At 65.0% G+C, this 21,115-nt stretch carries 1 protein-coding gene (only partly in view); it reads left to right on the top strand.

Annotated elements, in window-relative coordinates:
• A protein-coding gene (locus AB0M45_RS04635; RefSeq protein WP_364322819.1) for an alpha/beta fold hydrolase crosses the window boundary here: on the top strand, nt 1-21,115 show its 3' portion. Its footprint begins 8,669 nt before the window's first position; the window shows 21,115 of its 29,784 coding nt (coding positions 8,670-29,784); the start codon falls outside the window, past its left edge; the stop codon is at nt 21,113-21,115.

The raw sequence follows: 21,115 nt of genomic DNA, 5'->3' as shown, positions 1-21,115 counted from the left end.
CACCGGAGGATCCGTCTCGTTCGATCGATCGGTGGTCGACGACGGCGGACGTGTCCTCGAGGAGGTGGTCGGCGACGAGATGGCCGAATCTCCCTTCGCCGATGTCGAACTCGCTGAGGTCATCCGCGCGGGCCTGGAAGGTTTCCCCGACCCGCGCAAGGCATGGAACCTGGTCGTTCTCCATGTCGTTGAAGGAGATCCGCTGCCCGAGGTTGCCGAGCGCCTCGGCCTGTCCGTCGAGGAAGGCGAAGAGCTCCTCGCCCAGGTCACCACCGTCCTCCAGACCACACTCCCATCTCCTGCGCGCGACAGCGACGCCCAACCGGACGAGAACGAGCCCGAGCAGCGCAATACCACCGCCGACAAGGCCTCCGACCCGTCGGAACGCCCCAATTCACCAAAGCGGTCCGGGGGTGGTGGGCAGACTGGACCACCACCCGGCTCCGTAGAGCCCTTCCATGATGTCAATCAGCGCGCGGCCCTCGACCTCCCACCCGACCCGAAACAGAACCGGCGGTTCGGACGCAGACCTGGACCCGACCCCCGAGTCTTCCATCACCACGAGGACGATCCGCTGGGCCGGCCATACGGTCCGGGCGTGCCACAAAGACCGGACAACCTGACCCCGAATCAGCCACGCAATGACGGCAATTCGAGTGAGCACGTCCCGGCATCGGCTGCACCCCGAACCGACGTTCCGGGCAAACCTGCGGAATCACACGCCCAACCCAGCACCACACCCACTCCAGAACCACCCCCAGCGCCCGATTTGGACGTGCGGCAGGTGCTCGATCAGATCTCGAGGAGGTTGCGCCTCGACGGCCGCGGCGGCGCCGAATTCGATGCCGAGGGTCTGTCGCGGCCGGAGATCGAGGTGTATCAGGAGCAGTTCGCCCTGCTGAGCGGCGGTGCAGGCGAATTCCATGACCAGGTCATTGAGCAGATGCGCCAGGCTGCGCTGGAAGCCCCGCTGGACAGATACCTCAACAGGTACGGCTTGGTCACTCCCATCGACGAATTCCATCCTCCGGAAGGAATCACCGGGCAGGTCGACCGTGACGGAGTGCTGGAAGCCAATCTCTACGCCACCGAACGCACGCCGAGCGGGACGATAATGTTCGACCACATGATGGACGCCATCGGACATCATGTGCAGGGTATCCGTGGTGTCTGGGAAATCGGCTTAGGGGAACGCGATAATCTCGACACCTTCAATGCGCTGATTCAGGATCTGTGGTTGTCGCCGGAGGATGCGGCGCGGGGCACGTTTACCGGAAAGATCGCCGCCCGATACGGATTCACCCACGTCTCGATCGAGGGAGTGATCGGTTCTCTCGGAGAGAACTCCCACGTCAGGGTGTTGTTCACCAAGCCAGCCGCCGCGACAACACCCGACGCGCCCGACCAGCCGACCACCAACGGCCAAGCGTTGGGCGCGCCGCAAAGCACGGACAACACTGCGGACAGCGCAGGCAGTGCCGAGACATCGGCCACTCCCCAGTCCGATCCGCCACAGTCCGATCCCGTACCCGGCGAGGTCAGCCCGGCCAGGCAACCGGATTCCACGCAACCAGAAGCGGACTCGACCGACACCACGCCCTATCAAGCGCCAGAACAACCTGCCCCAGCCCCCACCACCGACAGCGAACCACTGCCCGCGACACCACCCAAACGAGCCGGAGGCGGACACGCGATCGGCGGGCCGCCGGGTCCGGAGGTGCGTGTCGCCGATGACGTCGATCCCGCCGCGGTTCTCGCGGACGACGGCCAAGCGATATTCGGCACGATCGTGGTGGATACTCCCGAGGAAATCGAGCGGATGGGTGGCGCGAACACGACTTCCGTCGGCGGGATGGTGACCGCGATCAGCGAGCCGAGTGGATCTGGTTCCTTGGTGCTGCATACGATCGAGTCCCGAGGGCCGGCCCACGTCGAAATGCTGAGTAAGATGCGAATTCCGTGGCTGGCCAGTTTCGAAACCGGTGGCCTCACGGTGACGTTCAATATCCGGTATCGCAATCACGACGACGGGGATCTGCACGCCTGGATTTGCTTCCACAATCCGGATGTCGACAACCCCCGATTCCACGGCTTCCGCCGCATGATCGATGTCGCCCTGGTGAATCACTTCCCGGGCAGAACAATCCAGGTCCAGGACCATTACTACTACGGCGAAGAATGGCTCAACCCCATTCGAACGGAAATTTTCGACCGGCAACTCGGACGACCTGCCTCCACGGCAGCAGAGATTGCGGAAGCCGTTTCAGCCGAGCAAACAACTCTCGACACAGGCGCCGGTCGAACACCACAGGTACAGCCGAGGACAGGAGGCGGACCCGCGATCGGCGGGCCGCCGGGTCCGGAGGTGCGTGTCGCCGATGACATCGATCCCGCCGCGGTTCTCGACGTCGGCCGACCACGCCGCCGCCCAGGGGTAACACACATACCCGCGGACGCTCCGTTCGAGGTTCTGGCATTCAACGTGGACCCCCGTGACGGCCTGCCCTGGGACCACGGCGTCACACCGAATCAGCCACGCCCGGCATCGGCTGCACCCCGAACCGACGTTCCGGGCAAACCTGCGGAATCACACGCCCAACCCAGCACCACACCCACTCCAGAACCACCCCCAGCGCCCGATATCGATCGAGTGCGGTTGGTCCGCGAGGGCATTGCGGCCGAACGCGATGCCGCTATCATCGATCCACTCGTGGCCGTGACGCATTCGGATGTAGCCCGCGTCCAAAAACTGGGCGGCATGCTCGGGCACCTCGACGAGTTGGTGGCCGTGCTGGAGCAACCGGATCCGACTGTCGCGCCGGATCGACTGCGGTTGCTGGTCCACCACTTCCACGCTGCCGCGGAATGGTTGGCGGCGTTGATGGACGCGAACAACGCCACCAACGGGCAGGTGTACCCGGACCCTGCTGATCAGCAGCGGCTGGCGGCGGAGACGGTGGAGCGCTACGTGGCTGCCGACGAGCGGGTCGAGCAAGTTGGGGCCGACTTGAGCGCGACACGATCGGACAGGCCGGCGAGCGCGGAGGATCTGAGCCTGCTGGCCACTGTCGATGTGAGCCAGGTGCGGTTGGTGCGCGAAGGAATCGCGGCCGAACACGACGATGCCGTGGTCGATCCGCGCGTAGCGGTGTCACACGCGGATGTAGCGCGTTTCCGGAAGCTGCACGGCATGCTCGGGCACCTCGACGAGTTGGTGGCCGTGCTCGAGCAACCGGATCCGACTGTCGGGCCGGATCGAGTCCGGTTGCTGGTACATCACTTCAACGCGGCGAAAGAGTGGTTGGCCGCGTTGATGGATGCGAACAATGCGACCAACGGGCAGATCTATCCGGATCTCCGTGATCGAACACGGCTGGCAGCCGAAGCTGTGAACCGATACCGAGCGGCCGACGCCCGGGTCGCTCGGGTCGCGGCGGCACTGGACGCGGCGAGTCAAGGCGATCTACCCCCGCACCCCGAGGCTGCTGCGACAGCCGAGCCGGTACACGAGCCCGAACAACGTTCGGGCCCCGAAGTCTCGCCCGAGCCGGAGCCGCCTCGACCCGAGCTCGAAGCAGCACCGGAGCATGCCGAAGAAACGCCGTTGCCACCTCCTCATGTCGAGGAGAATCTGGGTCCGGTTGCCGGGGTGAGCGATATCGGCCTGGACCCGGACCACCCCACCAACCAGGATGCGTTCAAGATCGCGACGGTGGTCGTCGAGGGTGAGCCGGTGCATCTCGTCGCAGTAGGTGACGGAACGTCGAAATCAACGCGTGGCGACGAGGCAGCGGACGTCGGCACCGCCGCGGCGCTTGATCACATGGTCACGGCGGCAACGAATATCGAGCCTGGTCAGCGGTTTGATCCGTTGCGTCTGGTGCAGAACGCGATGTCGGCGGCTCAGGCCGCAGTTGTCGGGTTGGCCGAGAAATATCCGAATGCCCACCGACCTCCACAAACCACCATCGCTTTGGCGGTAGTGGAGCAGGACCAGATCACGCTCGATTGGGCCGGCGACACCCGAGGGTATTGGCTGGCCCTGGATGGTGGCGAGTCCAAACAGTTGACCAGGGACGACTCCTTGCTGCCTCGCCTGGTGGATTCCGGTATGCCCGAAGCTGAAGCGTTGAATGTCGAGTACGCACATCGAATCCACCGCTTCCTTGGTCCACGCCCTGTGGACGATACGGAGGAATCCCATGCGACGACCGTTCCCATTTCGGGTAAAGGTGTTTTTCTGATCTGCACCGACGGACTGTGGAACGAAGTTTTCCAGGCCGAGGCTCTTACCGATATCGTCCGGTCCGAGTTGGAGCAATCCCCGGGAGATCTGTTAGCCGCGGCGAAGGCGCTCGAACAACGCGCTCTGGCGACGGGAGGACACGACAACATCACCGCTGTCCTGGCGAGTCCTCCCCAAACCGACATACCGCGGGAACGCCTGGCCACATATATTCAGCTCGGAGAAGTCCAGTCCGGAACGCCCGAACATGAGCAGCTGGCCGCAGATGTCGCTCGACTCGATGCGCTGGCCCATCGCCAGCTCACATTGGCGTTGAGTGTGATCGGCCTGGAACATCAGCTGGCCGCCCCGGACCTCGCCCCGGCTACCGTGGCCGAACTGACCCGTCGGCTCGACGAGTTGCGAAGCGAACTCGAGCAGGCAAACCGGGCACTGGCCCCCGGCCACACCGATCCGGCAGCCCTGCTCGGAACGCCGCCTCGTGCACGCACCGACTCTGCCGAGCAGCCGGAAGAGGCACGACTGGCGTTGCAGGTGGTCAACGACCGCTACGGACGACATGTCGTCACCGTCCCCCCCGGTGCGCGGCGCGAGTTCCGGAGCCTCGGCAACTCCGAATACGACATCGCGCAGGCGGTAGGCGATAACCTGCATCAATTCACGGCGTGGACCGAGGCTTTCGACCTCATCGACCAGATGCCCACCACTGCGACCGCGATCGTGCGAATGCTGTGGACCGCCAATTACGACACGGTGCTGGTGCTGACCAAGGACCGCGGCGGCCCGGTCATCTCGATCAGCCCTGCCATAGCGCAACAGGCATCGGTCGACCGGGCCAAGGGCGAAAGGGAATACAACCCGTTTCTCCGTAAGGTTTGGGTTGCCCTGTTCGACGAGAACGGTGCGCTGACACCTCCTGGCGAGCCGAACCCGAACAGTTCCCCCGACCTGCCGAGCCAACCCGAACCACCGAAGCGGGCGGGTGGCGGCCGTGAAGTCGGCAGACCGCCGCATGGCGCGGTGGAACACTTCGACAACCCGTTCGGGGCGCTGGATCCACATGCCCCGATGGCCCACATTCCCAGAGATGTGCCGCTGTGGGCCATGGGGTTCAATGTCAATCCTCACGATGGCCAACCATGGGGTAGCCCCGACCACACCCCTGATCCCGCGCCGACCACCTCCGAAACAGAAGCGGCGCTTACGCCATCGAGCAATCAACGGCCAGCACCGGACCAGACAGTCACACCGGAACCGCCGGGTCGGTCGTCGAGCACGGCTACCCCCGCTGTCGGCCAGGTGCCGAAGTCGCCGTCCGGTGTAGAGCAGTCGCCGAATGCTGCGACAGAGCGGCCGGCCCCATCACAGCCGACTGGACCGCACCTGGGTCTGGGCCCAGAGGCCGCGCGGTTGGACGCTGAACGACAAGCAGCCATCGCCGAAGTAGCCGACGAGGTCGGCGTCAGTTACGAAATCGTCGAAATGGTGCTGCAGGGTCGGTCCGCAGTTGCCGAAGAGGCAGTCACACGGGTAAAGGAAGCGGCCACTCGACTCGGGTACTGGGAGCAGGTCACCAAACCGGACGTCGCCCGTGCCGCAGGCGTCAGCTTGACGACGGTCGATAGTGTGCTGGGCAACGGGCGCGGCACGGTGGACGAGAACACCAGACAGCGCGTGCTCACCGTGGCCGCGGAAATCGGCTACACCGGCAGGATCACCCGCGCCGCAGTGGCCCGTGAAGCAGGCGTGGGCGTGTCAACCGTCGAGAAGGTCTTGCGGGACGGACCCGTATTGACCTCGGAGACCGCTCGTGCCGTACGCGAAGCGGCCTACCGTCATGGGCTTCTGCAGCCACCCTCGCACCGAGTCTTGCCACCTGTCGGTCGGGTGGCCGAAGCCAGCGCGGCGGATGTAGCTGAGCGGGTGGGAGTGTCCACATCGAAGGTCTATAGCGTGCTCCGAGGCGAGGGCCGCCGTGATCCGGAAATCGCTGCCCGCGTGCTGGAAACGACCGACGAGATCGGATTCCGGCCTCAGTCGCCCGGTGCACCGACCCTGCGGGTAGTGACCCGCTCGGCGCTGCAGAGCGCCATTGAGGAACTGCCCCCGGAGGTGGCCGACTACGTCAGAATGCGGTACCTGGAGGGGGGTTCACTCGAGGATATTGCAACGGCGCTCGGCACCGAGGCGGATATCGACCAGCTGCACACGTCCGCCCTCGCTCAGCTCGGCGCCCATTTTTCTGCTGCATTCGCAGGCGATGCCGTGGTGCAGCGGTTTGCCTCTGCGGTCGGAGCCGACGTCGAGGTACACGGCACGGTGCGGCAGGCAACTGTCGCGGATGTGGCTTGGCTGGCCGGAACGAACACCGACCTGCTCGCACTCTCGGGTGATCAGGTCCCCGACGCGGTGGCTGCCCGAGCGCGGGAGGCGCTCCGGCGGCTCGGACTGCGACCCGCCGATTCGGCTCTGGAGTCCCAGCCGAACGCGCCCACCGGGCTGGTATTCGAGCGAGAAGCCGACCCCGGTGTCGGTCATCCCGGTGCCGACGTGCTGCAGAACCCGGCCGCACGACCGAAGCCCGCAGATCGACCCCAGCACGCCACCGCGGCTGGCGTTGCGCAAGCAGTCGAAGTCGACGTCGCCGGAATCCCCGAGAAAGACTCTCCCGAGTCGATCACCCGCCCTGATTCCCACATCGGCACGTCGGGCCGCCAACCAGGGCCGGATTCCGACGACATCGAACCATCGCCGGATGATCATGTCCCGACGCAACGCGGACCGGCGGCGGGGCACGACCCCGAGGTCGTCCCCCGACAGCAGAGCCGGGCTCAGCCCGCTGGCCGCTTGGCGTCGGAGCGTGATGTCGACGCGGCTTTGGTCGCCGCGGTCAAGCCGGGTGAAACCGAAGCGTTCGGCCAGCTGTACGAGCGGCACGTCGGCGCCGCCCGCGCCGTGGCCGGCCGTATGGTTCGGGGCCCGGAGCACGTCGATGATGTGGTAGCCGAGAGTTTCGCCAACGTTCTTACCATGCTGAACCGGGGGCGCACGATTGATCATTTCCGGGCGTACCTGCTGAGGACGGTGCGTAATGTGGCCGGGGCGGTTCGCGGGCACGGGGACCGGCAAATCGCGACCGAGAATCTGGAGCAGTTCACTCCCGCGGAGCCCTTCCACGACAAGGTGGTCGAGGAATTCGATAACTCACTGGCGGCGCGCGCCCTCCAGTCATTGCCCGAGCGATGGCAGATGGTGCTGCGGCGCCTGGAGACCGAGGGCATGAAACCGGCCGAGCTGGCTTCGGACCTCGGGTTGTCCCCGAACGCCACAAGCGTCCTCGCCGCCCGAGCCCGTGAGGGTCTGCGTCAGGCATATCTACAGCTGCACGCGTCGCGTCCGATCTCGGAGGCCTGTCGCCCGGTGGCGGAGAATCTCGGCGCCTATGTGCGCGCTGGTCTCGGCAAGCGCCAGACGAAAGCTGTGCGCGAGCACGTGGCCACCTGCGCCGAATGCAGCGCGATCCACCGGGAACTCGCGGACATCAATGCGGTGATCGAGCGTAACCGGGGCGAAATCCGAGACGCGCCGAGTCGGCGGACGCCGGGCGACGGAACCGTGCCGGTACAGAGTGCCTCGACTCGGCCGGATCCGGCGGGACGCTCGAGGCGATTGAGCGGTGGTGCGGTCCAATCGGATTCCGCTGAGCGCAACCCCTCGGATGGTGCTGACAGCGCCACTCAGCGAGACACGCCGACAACAATGGAGCCGATACGCAAACCAGCCCGGCCCCCAGCCCTTCCCGGATTCATGGGCGTCCCCGACCCCGAGGCCGACATCTTCGGCGACCTGCGTAACGTCCTCAACCCCGGCGGCCTACGCGGAAACAGACGCGTAGAAGAACTCGGGAAAGTCCGCATGGACGGCGGCGGCAACGCACGCGGAGCCAACAGAGAAGACAAACCCGAATCAACCCCGTCCGCCGAGGAATCCGTCGAACCCGCGGTACCCGACCCACAGCGCAACCCGACAACTGCTGGCGTCAACGAAAACACCACGAGCTCGGATAGTTCCCGCCCGAGCCATGAACGGCCGGCGCCGGACCGGACAATCACACCGGCGGCACCGGGTCAGATATCGAGCACGGCTACTCCCGCTGCCGGCCAGGTGCCTGAGTTCCGCAGGCCGAGCGATGATGCGGTGGAGCTGTTTCAGCGGATTCTCGATGCAGAGCAGGCCGATGATCCGCAAGCACAGGAACTCCGCGACGAGGCCGAACGGCGCATCCCGGATGACGGGGAGCGTGTTTACGTCGAGCGCTATGTCGGCAATGAGCGCAGAGCCGCAGCCTTGGCGGCGGAGTTGGGGATAACACCAGATCAGCTCCGTGGATTGATGACCGAAGAGCTGACGGAAGCATTCGACGGCGAGATCGTAACTCGCACCATGGCCATTTCTCTGCACAAGATTCTTCGGGATGGCCGATTCAAGACCGATTTCGAACTTGCCGCAGGACAAGCGTTGTTGAAACGCTTCCTGGCTAGGAAGGTGACGCTCGAGCAGGCGCTGTATGGTTACCCACCCGATCTTCCAGTGGAAAAGCGGCCGGTCTACGGATATGTTCGGGCGAGTGGGGCCCTTCGGGCTTACCGGAACGATGCCCTCTCCGAATACGGTGACGTGGACGTTGTCTTCAAAGCAGCAGTGGCGCAACGAACGACAGCGAGTGTCGGTGACACGCTCGGCGTTAAGGCTGTCCCGAGCAGAGTCACCGATCCTCAGCCCGAGTCGTTCGCAGCCACCCCGAGTCACCACGGCGAACTCAGCTATTTCGGCCTCGAGGGTGTCGGTCGCGATTATGCCGGTGAGAATTTCACTCGCAACAGCTATGTCGAAGCACAGATCCACGGCGGTGTGACGGTCGCCGACATCGACCACCTCGTATTCCATCGAGAGCCTCCGGACAGCGAATTACAGGCAGCACTGGCTGAGGCCGACATCCCCTGGTCGATGGCCTCCGATTACTCGAGCAACCCGCGACAGCCGTCGAACGGTCGGCCATCGGACAGCGCAGATCTCCCTCCGAGCGCCGCCAGAGCTAGTTCACCTACGACACCGCCTGCCCACAGGGCACTACCGGCTTCTGATTCGGCGGACGGCAACGCCCCCACATCCGAACCAACATCCCGCCCGACCACACCAAGGAGCAGTCATCCCGCGGCCGCGCCGAGCCGGCAGCCGCCCGGCGACACCGCTTCGCACTCCACCGAAGGCACCGACGCAGCCCGGACTACGGATCCGGCGGCAACGAGCACACCTCCGGAGCCGATACGCAAACCAGCCCGGCCCCCAGCCCTTCCCGGATTCATGGGCGTCCCCGACCCCGAGGCCGACATCTTCGGCGACCTGCGTAACGTCCTCAACCCCGGCGGCCTACGCGGAAACAGACGCGTAGAAGAACTCGGGAAAGTCCGCATGGACGGCGGCGGCAACGCACGCGGAGCCAACAGAGAAGACAAACCCGAATCAACCCCGTCCACCGAGGAATCCGTCGAACCCGCGGTACCCGACCCACAGCGCAACCCGACAACTGCTGGCGTCAACGAAAACACCATGGGCTCGGATGACCAGCCCTCAGCGCAACAGCAACCTGCCGATCCGGAAGTTGCAGCTGGCCGAACCGGCCAGCGCAGGCTGTCCGAGCGCGAGATCGCGGTGCTCAGGCTGCTCGACGAAGGACGGTCATACGACGAGATCGCGGCGACACTGGGATTGCGTCCGGGGACCGTGCACAATTGTCAGACCAGTGCGTCCGTGAAACTCGGAACTACCGGTAGGGTTCAGACCCTTGCGGAGGCCAGGCGCCACGGGCTGCTCGATGGCGCCGACTCGCCACTGTCTACATTTCTCCAGCAGTCGGCTCCGGGCCGTGTCGACAGTCCCAGCACCGCGGAGTCACCGCGACAGAACGATCAGCCCGGTGTCGGGACGGGAGAATTCGAAAGCACAACCGCCCCTGAAGCAGCGGGTCGATCATTGATCCGCCAGGTACTCCCCAGTGACGTGCACGCGGCGGAGATCATCGGCGACGACCACAGTGCCGCAATGAGTGTCCGCCTGTGTGTCGAACAGGCACTACAAGGTCTTGGTCTGGTGAACGAGCCGATTGAGGTAGGGCCTGACGGAGAACCGCGGTTTCGCGGAAGCCTGGTCGGTGCCACCGTCCAGATGGACGGTTACTCGGCGGCGGCGGTCGCCCACGCTCCGACAGTAGCCATCGGCCTCGACGCCAAGAACCACGTGGCGGTTCAGCCCGATGCGATGGTCGACATCACCAGCTCGAAGGAGCGCCGCCATCTGCAGAAACTCACCTCGGCGCATCCCGGGATCCATTGGGATCAAGTCTCGGTCTCCGCCAAGGACAATGCCCTCGACCTGCATCGCCGAATAAGCGGTCATCAGTCCACCAGCGACCGAGTAGAGGTTTCGCTCCACCCTCATAGCGCAGAACCCACCGCAGGTACGTTCGAGGCGAAACTGTCTACAGAGCCCGATCTTCCGCCATCGACCGTTACCGGAGCATTCTGTGTCCGCGGCGGAATTGTCCTCACGGGCATCGCGCTGCGGGAGTCCGGGACCCAACCGGATCCTCCAACGGGCATTTCCCGAACCGGTAGCGGCGAACCATCAGTGATACTGCCGACCGACCGTGGCCACACGCCAATGCCGGAACAGCGTTCGACGGCACCTGACCTGTCCTCGACAACACCGCGGTCGCACCATGAGCACGCCACCGAACACCCCACTACGACACCCTCTACGTCCGCAGAGACGCAGCAACACACGTGGACAGCGCCCGCCGAACTCGGGCTCCGCTCTGTCGACGGTGTGGCGGGCGAGTCGACACGTCTGGAAGTTGCTGCGCCGCAGTCGGGTACGGGGCTGCTGCGGAACGTCCTGCCGCCCGAAGTGCACACAGTGGAACTTCGCGGTGGCGAGCGCAGCTCGACAATGGCTGTGCTGCACTGCGCCGATCAAGCAGTGCGGGATCTGGGTCTGGGTGATGTGCCCATCCGGCCGGGCCCCGACGGCGACCCGCACTGGCCCGGGAACCTGATCGGTGCCACCGCCCGCAGCGACAAGTTCGCCGGCGTAGCGCTCACCGGCGACGCGACCTTCCGGATCATCGGTCTTGATGCCAAGGATCATGTCGCTGTGCAGTCTGCCCTGATGCTCAATGTGACCCAGCGGCAGGAACGCTCCCGCATGCGGGACCTCGCATGGGAACACGCCGACGTGCACTGGGACCAGGTACTGATCTCCGTCAAAGACAACGCCCTCGACGTGCACCGCCGCTTGACCGGACGTCAACTCCACCATAATCAGGTGGATGTAGTACTCCATCCCGGCACCGCCGACCCGCGGTCCGGATCCTTCGAGGCACATCTGTCCACCGATGGTGCGACCGTGTCCGACTCGTCTCCGACGGTGTTCGCGGGACGGTTCCATGCCGACGTCGACACCGTGGTCACCGCGATCGCCGTGCGCCACCCCGACGCGTCGGCACCCGCCGAGCTCCAGGCTCGCGCGGCCGAGCCCGGCAACCGGCCTGCGATTGCGCCGAATGTGCCGGGTGCCCCTGGCACCCAAACCACCTCGGAAAAGAAATCGGGGGCAACGCCTTGGAGCACACAACGGCCCCGCGCCCAGCAGACCGAGTCGACACCCGCTGCCGAGCACACGCCCCAGTCACCCGCACCAGGGTCGCCGGAGAACCGCAAGCCGAGTCCGACACCTTGGAGGCGCCACGAACCACAGCAACCGGCAAGGCGTCCAGGCCTGATCGGCGGCTTCCCCGACCTCGAAAATCCCTTCGACGACCGCGGCAAGCCCTGGGACCGCGGCGGCCCAGTACCGAGACACCAACGGATAAACAGGCTCGTGGAACCCCATGCCGACGGTGGCGGTTTTGCTCGGGGCACGCAACGACCAGCCCCGAGGGACGCACAGGATTCAGGTGCCGCGCCAGGTGAGCTACCCCCGGCAACCTCGCAGGCCGACGAGCCGGCAGCACCGAACTCCCATGATGCCGAGCAGCACGCAGCGGCCAGTATCGTCGAACCTGCAGCCGAAAACCCAACAGACCAGCACCGATCACTCGGACAGGAACAGACCGGATCCGCTAGCGAAAGCAGGTCGACCACCGGCGTCGCCGACCGCGACGCGAAACGAGCCTGGCTGACCGAGCAACTGCAGCGTGCCGCCCGCCGAGCGCGTGAGCGAGCATGGAATACCTTGCAGGAGAAGACCGCTGGCCTGCCATTCGGTCCGGACGACGTGCTCTCGGGAGCTTATCGGCGCCATCTCGACGACCCGGACAAGTTGCAGGAGTTCACGGCCGCCACATCCGACCTGGATTCCTCGGGCCGCATATCGTTGATCGCCCTTCTGGAACAGGCAGCAGCCAAGCATCACGCAGCCGGTTTGCCGATGAGCGTCGACTCTGCTCAGCTCGCCGGGCACGGTGCACCGATCATCCCCCGGCCCGAGGACCTCGACCCTTCCGAAGCCGGATCGATAGTCGCAGACGTCATCGAAACGCAGCTGCTCGGCAAACAAGCGATCTGGGCCAGCGGAAAACTACCCTTGGAGTTCCACGGATTCGACCGTTGGGCGCTCACCGCTACGCCGAATTCCGGACCGCCGGGGTTCAACCTGAACACCGTATTCAACTGCATCAAACTGCCGCTCTACGGCGGCGTCCTCGGACACGTATTGGACCACCGCTACCTGCAGACGTACATCCGATTCGAATGGTGGAACAACAGGATCGTGGCGCAGGCGGGCGGCACAGACATGACGTGGCAAGACGGCTCGGAGATCACACCGGAAGAGAGCACGCAGCACGGCAATTTGTCGTTGCTGGCCCTAGCACCGCATGGCGTCCGTGAGTATTCCGCGGGCAATCCGAACACGCTGCTACCCAAACGTGGTGACCTGGTCCTTTTCAATGGATTGAGCCATGTGGCCGTGGCCACCGGACAACTGGGAGCTGACGGATCTCCGGCGGTATTCACATTCTGGCCATACCGGTCGTGGCCGACGGTGGAAACCGTCCGGATATCGACCGTCGATACCGAGGTCGCACGACTGATCGGAGTTGCGGAAGAGTCTGCAACAAGCATGGATTCGGTTCGGGTCGAGTTCGGACCTGGACCGTGGGGGCGCGGGTCTCGGCGCTACGAAGCCGAACTTCAGGATTGGCTGCGGCACCACGGCGACATCCCCGAAACGGCGCCGGACACCGTTGATTCCGAAACCGCAGCCCACTCCCACGACAAGCCACCGGCCACCGGCTCCACAGGCGGACCCCAGATCGACGGAGCCCCCGGCCCAGAACTGCACTTCAACGCCGCCGAAGTTCAGTCGGCCGCCCCCGCCGAGAACACCCCGACACCAGCGCAACAGGACGAAAACGACTCGGCGACAGCGACCTCCGCCGAATCCACACCTCCCCGCCCGACCGACGGAACCGCAGCCGAAGGCCAAACCCCTGGCGCCGAAGCCTTCCACCACCCCGGACACAACCCGCTTGCGCCCGATCGCCACCGTCTCATCGGCGGCAACAGGCAACAGCACTTGGCGAACCAGTTCCTGGCCTTCCACCACAATGATGAACACGAACGCGACCCGGTGAACTGGGACCAGCCACAACCCCGCACAGCGCCAGACCGCAAATCCAGCCCGGAAGCAGCCGAGAAGCCGCAATCGGCCGAAGCCGACCAGGCTGTGCCCACGACTGCGAGCGCCCCAGATCCGTCGAACCTCGAGCCGACAACCGAGCAACCTGATGCGCCCTCCCCCGCGCCACAAACAACGCGCCTGGACGGCTCTGACGAGCCTGCGGTGCCGACGGCTGCAGAACGAGGTGAAGCGGTCGAATCACAAGACAGGGACCGCAATCCCGAGACGCCTGCTGTCGGCACGAACCGCGATGCGGCTGACGACGAAGCCGACCCGGCCGCAAACCCCGGTGAGCGGCACCGGACCTCCTCGTCCTCGACGCCGACAGTCGGTGAAGTCGGGCCGGTGCCGGAGAACTGGGAAGGCGCTACCGTGCCGGTACCAGGAAGCTTCGTTGGCGGCGGCACGCTCCCGGCCACCGGGCCGACGGCGCACTACGCAGCACCCGGTGAGATTCGGCCGGATCTCGCCCCGCCAGAGGCGCTGCTGAAGGAGGCCTTCCGTGAGCATCCCGAGAACCTCGTTGTGATTAGGCCTACTACCGAGATTCGGACCGAATCGTCGCCGACGCATGCGGACGCCGACCCCAGCCGTGAATTCGCACCGCAGCCGATCACCGCCGCCAGCGAAACAGGTCTGGCCGCAAGCAGTCCCGGGAGATCAGAGGCTACGGCCGACGCTAGCGCGAAAGCACCGGCCGCCTCCGGTGGCGCGCTCGGCGTCAAGGGGCCTTCGCCAGATCCGGAGGCACGGGCGGTGCAATCGCCCCGCGATGATCGCGACGCGGTGGTTGAACCGAGTCAGGAGGCGACCCTCGAAGCCGACCAGGCTGTGCCCACGACAGCGAACGCCCCCGAGTCGAAATCACCAGCTGCAGAACGAGGTGAAGCGGTCGAACCAAGTCCGGAGGCGGCCGAGCGGATCATCAATCTGCTGGCGCGGATGGCCGAAATGAACCGGTTGGAGGCACAATACCATCGGGAGGGCAAGGCAATCAGCGCGGACAGGTTGAATCGGGCCCACAGCCAGATCGTGGCTGAGCTGGACCGTCTGTGTAGCCCCGAGGGAACGGTGATCGACGACGTGCCGGTGGCCGCTGGCCCGGACCACCGGCTGGCGATCGACTCCATGTTCCATCCCGAACGCGCCTTCCAGCGTGCCTACCATGACGCCATGGCCAGTCTGCACGGCTATGGCTTCGACCGCGTGAACCTGCCGTCGGCCGAGGCGCAAGACCGGCTGGCCGAGATACGACGGGAGATCGACCGCGTCGCCGAACTTGCCGACGTCAGCGGCCACGCGGAAGAATTCGAGGAACTCGGGGTCCTCATAACGATCTTCGAATGGACCGAGCAATCCGTCACAGGCGGTCGACTGATTCCCCTCGAGGACGAGCAGGCAAATCCGCCGAGTGGCGAAGTCACCGGGAGGGCGATGGCACAACCGCTCGACTCCGCTGACAGTGATGCAGGCACGGCTACAGAGATCGAACCGACAATCTCGATGCAATCGGATCATCCTCAACAGGAACATAATTCGATCGAGATGCGACGCGAATGGGCCCGCGGGGCGAAAAACCATGCCGCTGCACTGCCAGACGAGCGGGTACACGTGGTTCCCGAACCCGACGAAACCGCCGACCTGGGCCGTATCTCGACACTCTACAAGGCGGAAATGCCGGACGGCAGGATCGTTCACTTCCGGCTACTGGGCCACCCGTACGGCTTCCCGCTCATAATGTCGCCCGGCACACCAGTCGGAGTCGACGGGCCGCTGCCAGATCCTGGGCTGCTGAATGCGCTCGGATTCACGCTCATCGTCGTGGAACGACCTGGTTACGGCGACTCGACTCCGCTGCCAGAGCGAACCGTGGCCGATTGCGCCGACGACATCGGTTACATCGGGGGAGACCTCTTCGCGTTCGAGAAAATGGGCGTTATCGGAAGATCCGGCGGTGGATCAGTGGCCATAGCGACCGCCGCGCGGTATCCCGACCTCGTCGCCAAGGCCGTCTGCCTCGTGGGCACTGCTCCGAGGCTCGATGACATGGCTGAGTGGATAGCCGGCATGGGCGAGGCGAACCGGGGGGTGTACTCGGCGCCCGACAGGACCGCGATGCAAACCGCCCTGGCCAGGGAAATCGCTCGGGATGGAGAGGTGCTGCTGCGTAAGAACGCGCCGGACTTCAAGAAGTTGGACCACATGTTCGCGGGCACATACCGCCGAGAACTCGCACGAGGTTATCAGCGCGCGGTGCGCAACTACCCGGAAGCGTGGGTCGACGATTCCAATCAGCTGACCGGGCATTGGGGAATCCGGTTCGACGACATCAGCGTCCCGGTGCGCATCGTGCACGGCACCGCCGACCCATTCTCACCTGTCGAGCACAGCCGCAAACTCGCCAGGCTGATCCCGACATCGAAGCTGTATCTCTTCCCCGGCGTCTCCCACATGATGGGCATGGACCCTCTGCCCGTCATCGTGAGCCACTTCCGCGCCGAACGAGACGCGTTCTGGAATAAGAACTACGCGCCCGACGATCGGCGAAGAGAAGCCATCCAGCGCGCCGACTCCCAACCACTGCCATTTCCGGGGTGGATGAATTGGCCGTACCCCCGATGGGATTCGGACCCGTACCACGACGAAGACAATATGCTAGCGGGCGGTGACACCACCTCGAGCGCTCCGCCCCTGCGGGGGCGCGGTCTCGCCGACAGCGAATCCGTCTCGGCCACAGCCAGTTCCGGATCATCGCCCACACACACTGATGCCGATCCCGGCCGTATCCAGGACGTTACGATCGAATCACCCCATGCGCCGAAGGAGCGTCCCGCCGAACCGCAGCAGGAAACGGCGACCGCGTCCGCTGGGGCTGTCGCGGGCGTCCCTCAGCCCCGGCCCGGCGCTGTGACCGCCACCTGCGTGGCAACAGTATTCGAGGACGCCCGAAACCTCGGATTCGACGTGCAACAACCACTAGCCGTGAACAAACTGGTCCCACCAGCAGCATTGGCCTGGCTGGCCGGAGCACACCACCAACGGATCGACGGCGGCCTCGATGAAATAGAGCGGCTCCTGACCGATATGGGACCCGGTGCAGGGATACTGCTGAACTCCCGAATAGTCGACGGACTCGGGCTTCTGCTTCTGCTGCACTACGACGGTGAACGGATCTGGAAATACGACCGGAAGGCAGAATATCCGAAAGAGGTGCTCCACCTGCAGTACCCAGGGTTCTCAGTGAAGAACATGCATATTCTGATACTGACCCGCCTGGACGCCGACGGCAGCACACTGCAGTATCGACAGCAACAGCTGGAACACAACCCTCGCACCGATCCAGACATAGCCCGGAGGCGAGCCCTACAACCACGCAACGCCGGCGCACTGCGCCCCAACGATCACACCAGCGCCGGCACGCCCGACACGACCCCCGACGACGCGGCGGAAGTCTCCGCCGAATCCACGCCTCCCCGCCCGGCAGGCAGGACAACAGCCGAAGGCCAATCCCCCGGCGCCGAAGCCTTCCATCACCCCGGACACAACCTACTCGCACCCGATCGCCACCGCCTCGTCGGCCTCAACCGGCCGAAACACCTGATGGACCAAGCCCTGGCCTTCCACCACAACAACGAAATCCCAGAAGACCCCGTGAACTGGGTCCCGAACCAGCACCACATACCACGAAATCATCCGGAACAAAGCACCACCGTCCCCGCCACCGAAGCAACTAAGCCCGAGACTACGAACCGTAGGCCAGCCAACAATCCGGCCGATGACGCGGATATGCGTCCGGAACCGGGCGAGACAATTGCGGCGCCCAACACATCGATCGAGCAGTTCCGTCAACGACTCGAACACCATGTCGCGGAAAGCCGCACGGAGCAGGCGGTCCGTGAGATCCAGGAACAGTTCGGCACCAGGGTGTTTCAGTGGGTGCTGGCGAATGTTGGTGAGCACCGAGCGGCAAGAGACATCACCGACCGAGCGTGCACCGGAGCGGTCGATCGCTTCGCGCAAATCGGCGAACGCGGCGTCGAGGAGTGGGTGGTCCTCAACGCCCGAAACCTGATGGCGAAGCACCTCGAGTTCGTCCAATTCCGACAGCGAATCTGGGAAATCTTCGTGGCCGGCATCGACATCGACGAATTCGGACCAGCAAGCCGGTCGCTGGCGGAGGCGAACAGCAGCCAAATACAAGAAGGCATCCGCACCACCCTCGACCCTGTCCAGCAGCAGAAGATCCGCCAACTCCACCCAACGCGAGGGCCTGTGCCGGCCGCGAAACCGTTGCCACCCAACGACGTCGAGGCCAAAGACCCCATACTGTGGCGTGCTGTCCGGAAGTTGGCCACCACGATTGCTATCGAACCTGCCGAAACCGCCACCACTACCGATGCCGCCGCCCGGCTGGCCGCGTTGCTGGCTCCGTCCCGCACCGAGCGGCATGAGGCGAGCTCGCCTCCTGCCCCGACACTGTCTCCCGGCCGTGGAGGATTGTCCCCCAGTGAGCTCGACGTGCTCGAACTGGTCGCAGAAGGCAGAACGACCAGGGAGATCGCGGAAACCCTCGAAATAGCCGTCCGTGCTGTGTCTTACCGCCTTGAACGCATTCGAGTCAAACTCGGTACCAGCAGCGATCGGGCGACGATGGTGGCGGTGGCCACCCGACGACGAATCATCGGGGCGAAAGGCCTCACCCCGGCGAACCCTGCCGAAATCGAGGAGGAAGCTCCGGCATCGGAGTTGCCCAGGCCGCAGGCGGTGATCGCCGAGGGCACCGTCACCGAGACCTATCCGGCTGATGACACGGAGGCGCAGTCGGCACCACCCGACCGCCAGGCACCCGACGAAGCCGCACCCGAGCCCGCGCCTGTGGCGCATGCCGCCGACCCGAACCACCCAGAGGACGGCGCCTCCGCGGAGACCGACCGCATCCCGGCGCCAGCGCCCGAATCACCGGACAGGGACCGCAATACCGAGACGACTGCTGTCGGCACGAACCGCGATGCGGCTGACGATGAAGCCGGCTCGGCTGCAAACCCCGCTGAGCGGCACCGGACCTCCTCGTCCTCGACGCCGACAGTCGGCGCGCAGGACAGCGGCAGGGCGCATGGTTCTGGGGGCGTCAACGGTGCCGACGGCGGCGAACGCGGCGGCGGTCGAGCCGAACCGCCGCGGGATCTGAGCGCGCTGTCCGAGGAAGCACACGTGGCACTCAACACAGCGGGCGCCGAGTTGCGCGACCTCGGTTCGGCCGACCAGATCGCCGAGCAGCTGATGAGGGATGGACTCCCCGGACAGACCGCGGTGGTGCTGGAGCGCATCGATCGTGTGAACCGCGCCAGAACGCTCGTCTACGACGGCCGCAGAGTCGTCGAAGTGCGCGATCCGAATACCGACGACGGCATGATTCACGAATTCGTACCAGGGTCGGGTGCTATAGAGCAGACGCGTGCACTGGTGTACTCGCCTGTGGAAGCGGCGGATCGAGTCCAGGCGGAACAGGCTTTGGGCAGACTGCTCGGTCGACACGACTCCGACAGGTTCCCCGAGCACTTTGCCGACGGCATTCCCGACCGGCCCACCCGCGCGGCGACGGCACTGGACTTCGAACGGCCCCGCACCATCGACGGACCGTTGCAGGAAAACGAATGGTCGACCTTGGCGAAGCTGTATCCCAACGAGGTGTCGGGCTCGCGGGGAGCGCCAGAATCGGCCCGCGCCGAGGCACGTGCGGTGTGGAGCGACCGTTACTTCCCCCGGGAACCCGTTCCCGCGGCCGAAACAGCCGCCGAATACCTGGATCGCCACGCTGATGTCGCAATCGCCATGTACTCGAACACTTACCGCGCCGGCGAGAACGATGGCATCCACGGATGGGTGGATCAGGAGGGTGTCCTCCTATTCCAGATCGGCGCGGCGGAGGGCACGCCCTCGGGCCAACAGATGTTCCGAGACTTGATGACCGAGATCGGATCCCACGTGCGCGCGATCCGTGCTCCATGGTCGGTGGGCGACAGTTTCTCCGACAATATCGACACCTTCAACGCGTACAGACAGGATCTGGGGCTTTCCCCCGAGGATGCGGCACGCCGGACGTTCACCGGCAAGATGGCCGGTGGCATGGGATTCACCGAGGTGACCGTCAACCATTTGATCGGCCCCGTCGGGGAGCACCTCATCGTCGATGTGACGTTTTCGAAGCCCAACCACTCGCCCACGTCGGCAGGCCAGCCAGGTGGCGTATCGGCGCAACAGCAGACCGATGCGACCTCGGAACCGGAGGCCCCCACTGCCGATGCGCCGACATCGTCCGAGGCCACGAACATCCAGTACCACGCGGGCGATGACGCGAATGAGCTGCCGAACGAACACACCACCACGGAGGCACAGTCGGCAGCATCCGGCCGCGAGGCACCCAACGATGCCGCTTCCGAACCTGTACCGAGCGGGCCGACGGTATCCGGCACCATGGTCGTCGAGCGGCTCGGGCTCCTACTCGGCAACAGCAGGTACTCGGTGACCGGAATCGTGGCGGGCGTGCACGCGGACAGCGGACCGGACTCCCTGGTGCTGCACGTACTCGAGGCCAGGGGCCCGTCGCACCACGATTTGCGAGATGATTTCGACATTCCAGAGCTAATCGATATCGAGATCGGCGGTCTCACGGTCCAGTGCCGCATCGAGTACAGAGATATCGATGACGGGCCGGTCCGCGCGTACATCAATCACAAGGAACCACAGCTCGGTCACCCACAATTTGGCAAATTCCAGACGATGGTCTATACCGCCCTGCTGAATCGGTTCAAGGGCAGGGTGATCGAACTTCATGAGAACTTCGAAGGCCGCGCACCCCACGTGATACGAAACCTCGTGCCGACGGAGCAAGAATCGGTGACCGGCGAGGCGTCGCCAGTTCGCGATATCGATGCTCAACCGGCGCCGACGACCACCGCCACACCCACGGCCAAACCAACGAGCACCCCTCGCCGCACCGGCGGCAGCCCAGTCAACCCACCACTCCCGCCCGGCGTCGAACTCTTCCACCACGACGACCCCAACCCGCCAACCCCCACTTTCCACACCGACCACACGGCGTCGGAGCAAACAAGCTCCGAAACCTGA

The sequence above is a fragment of the Nocardia sp. NPDC051787 genome, from assembly GCF_040681325.1.
Classification (GTDB): Bacteria; Actinomycetota; Actinomycetes; order Mycobacteriales; family Mycobacteriaceae; genus Nocardia.
Note: the sequence above shows the minus strand (reverse complement) of the source record. Positions and strands in the feature narration are given on the sequence as shown.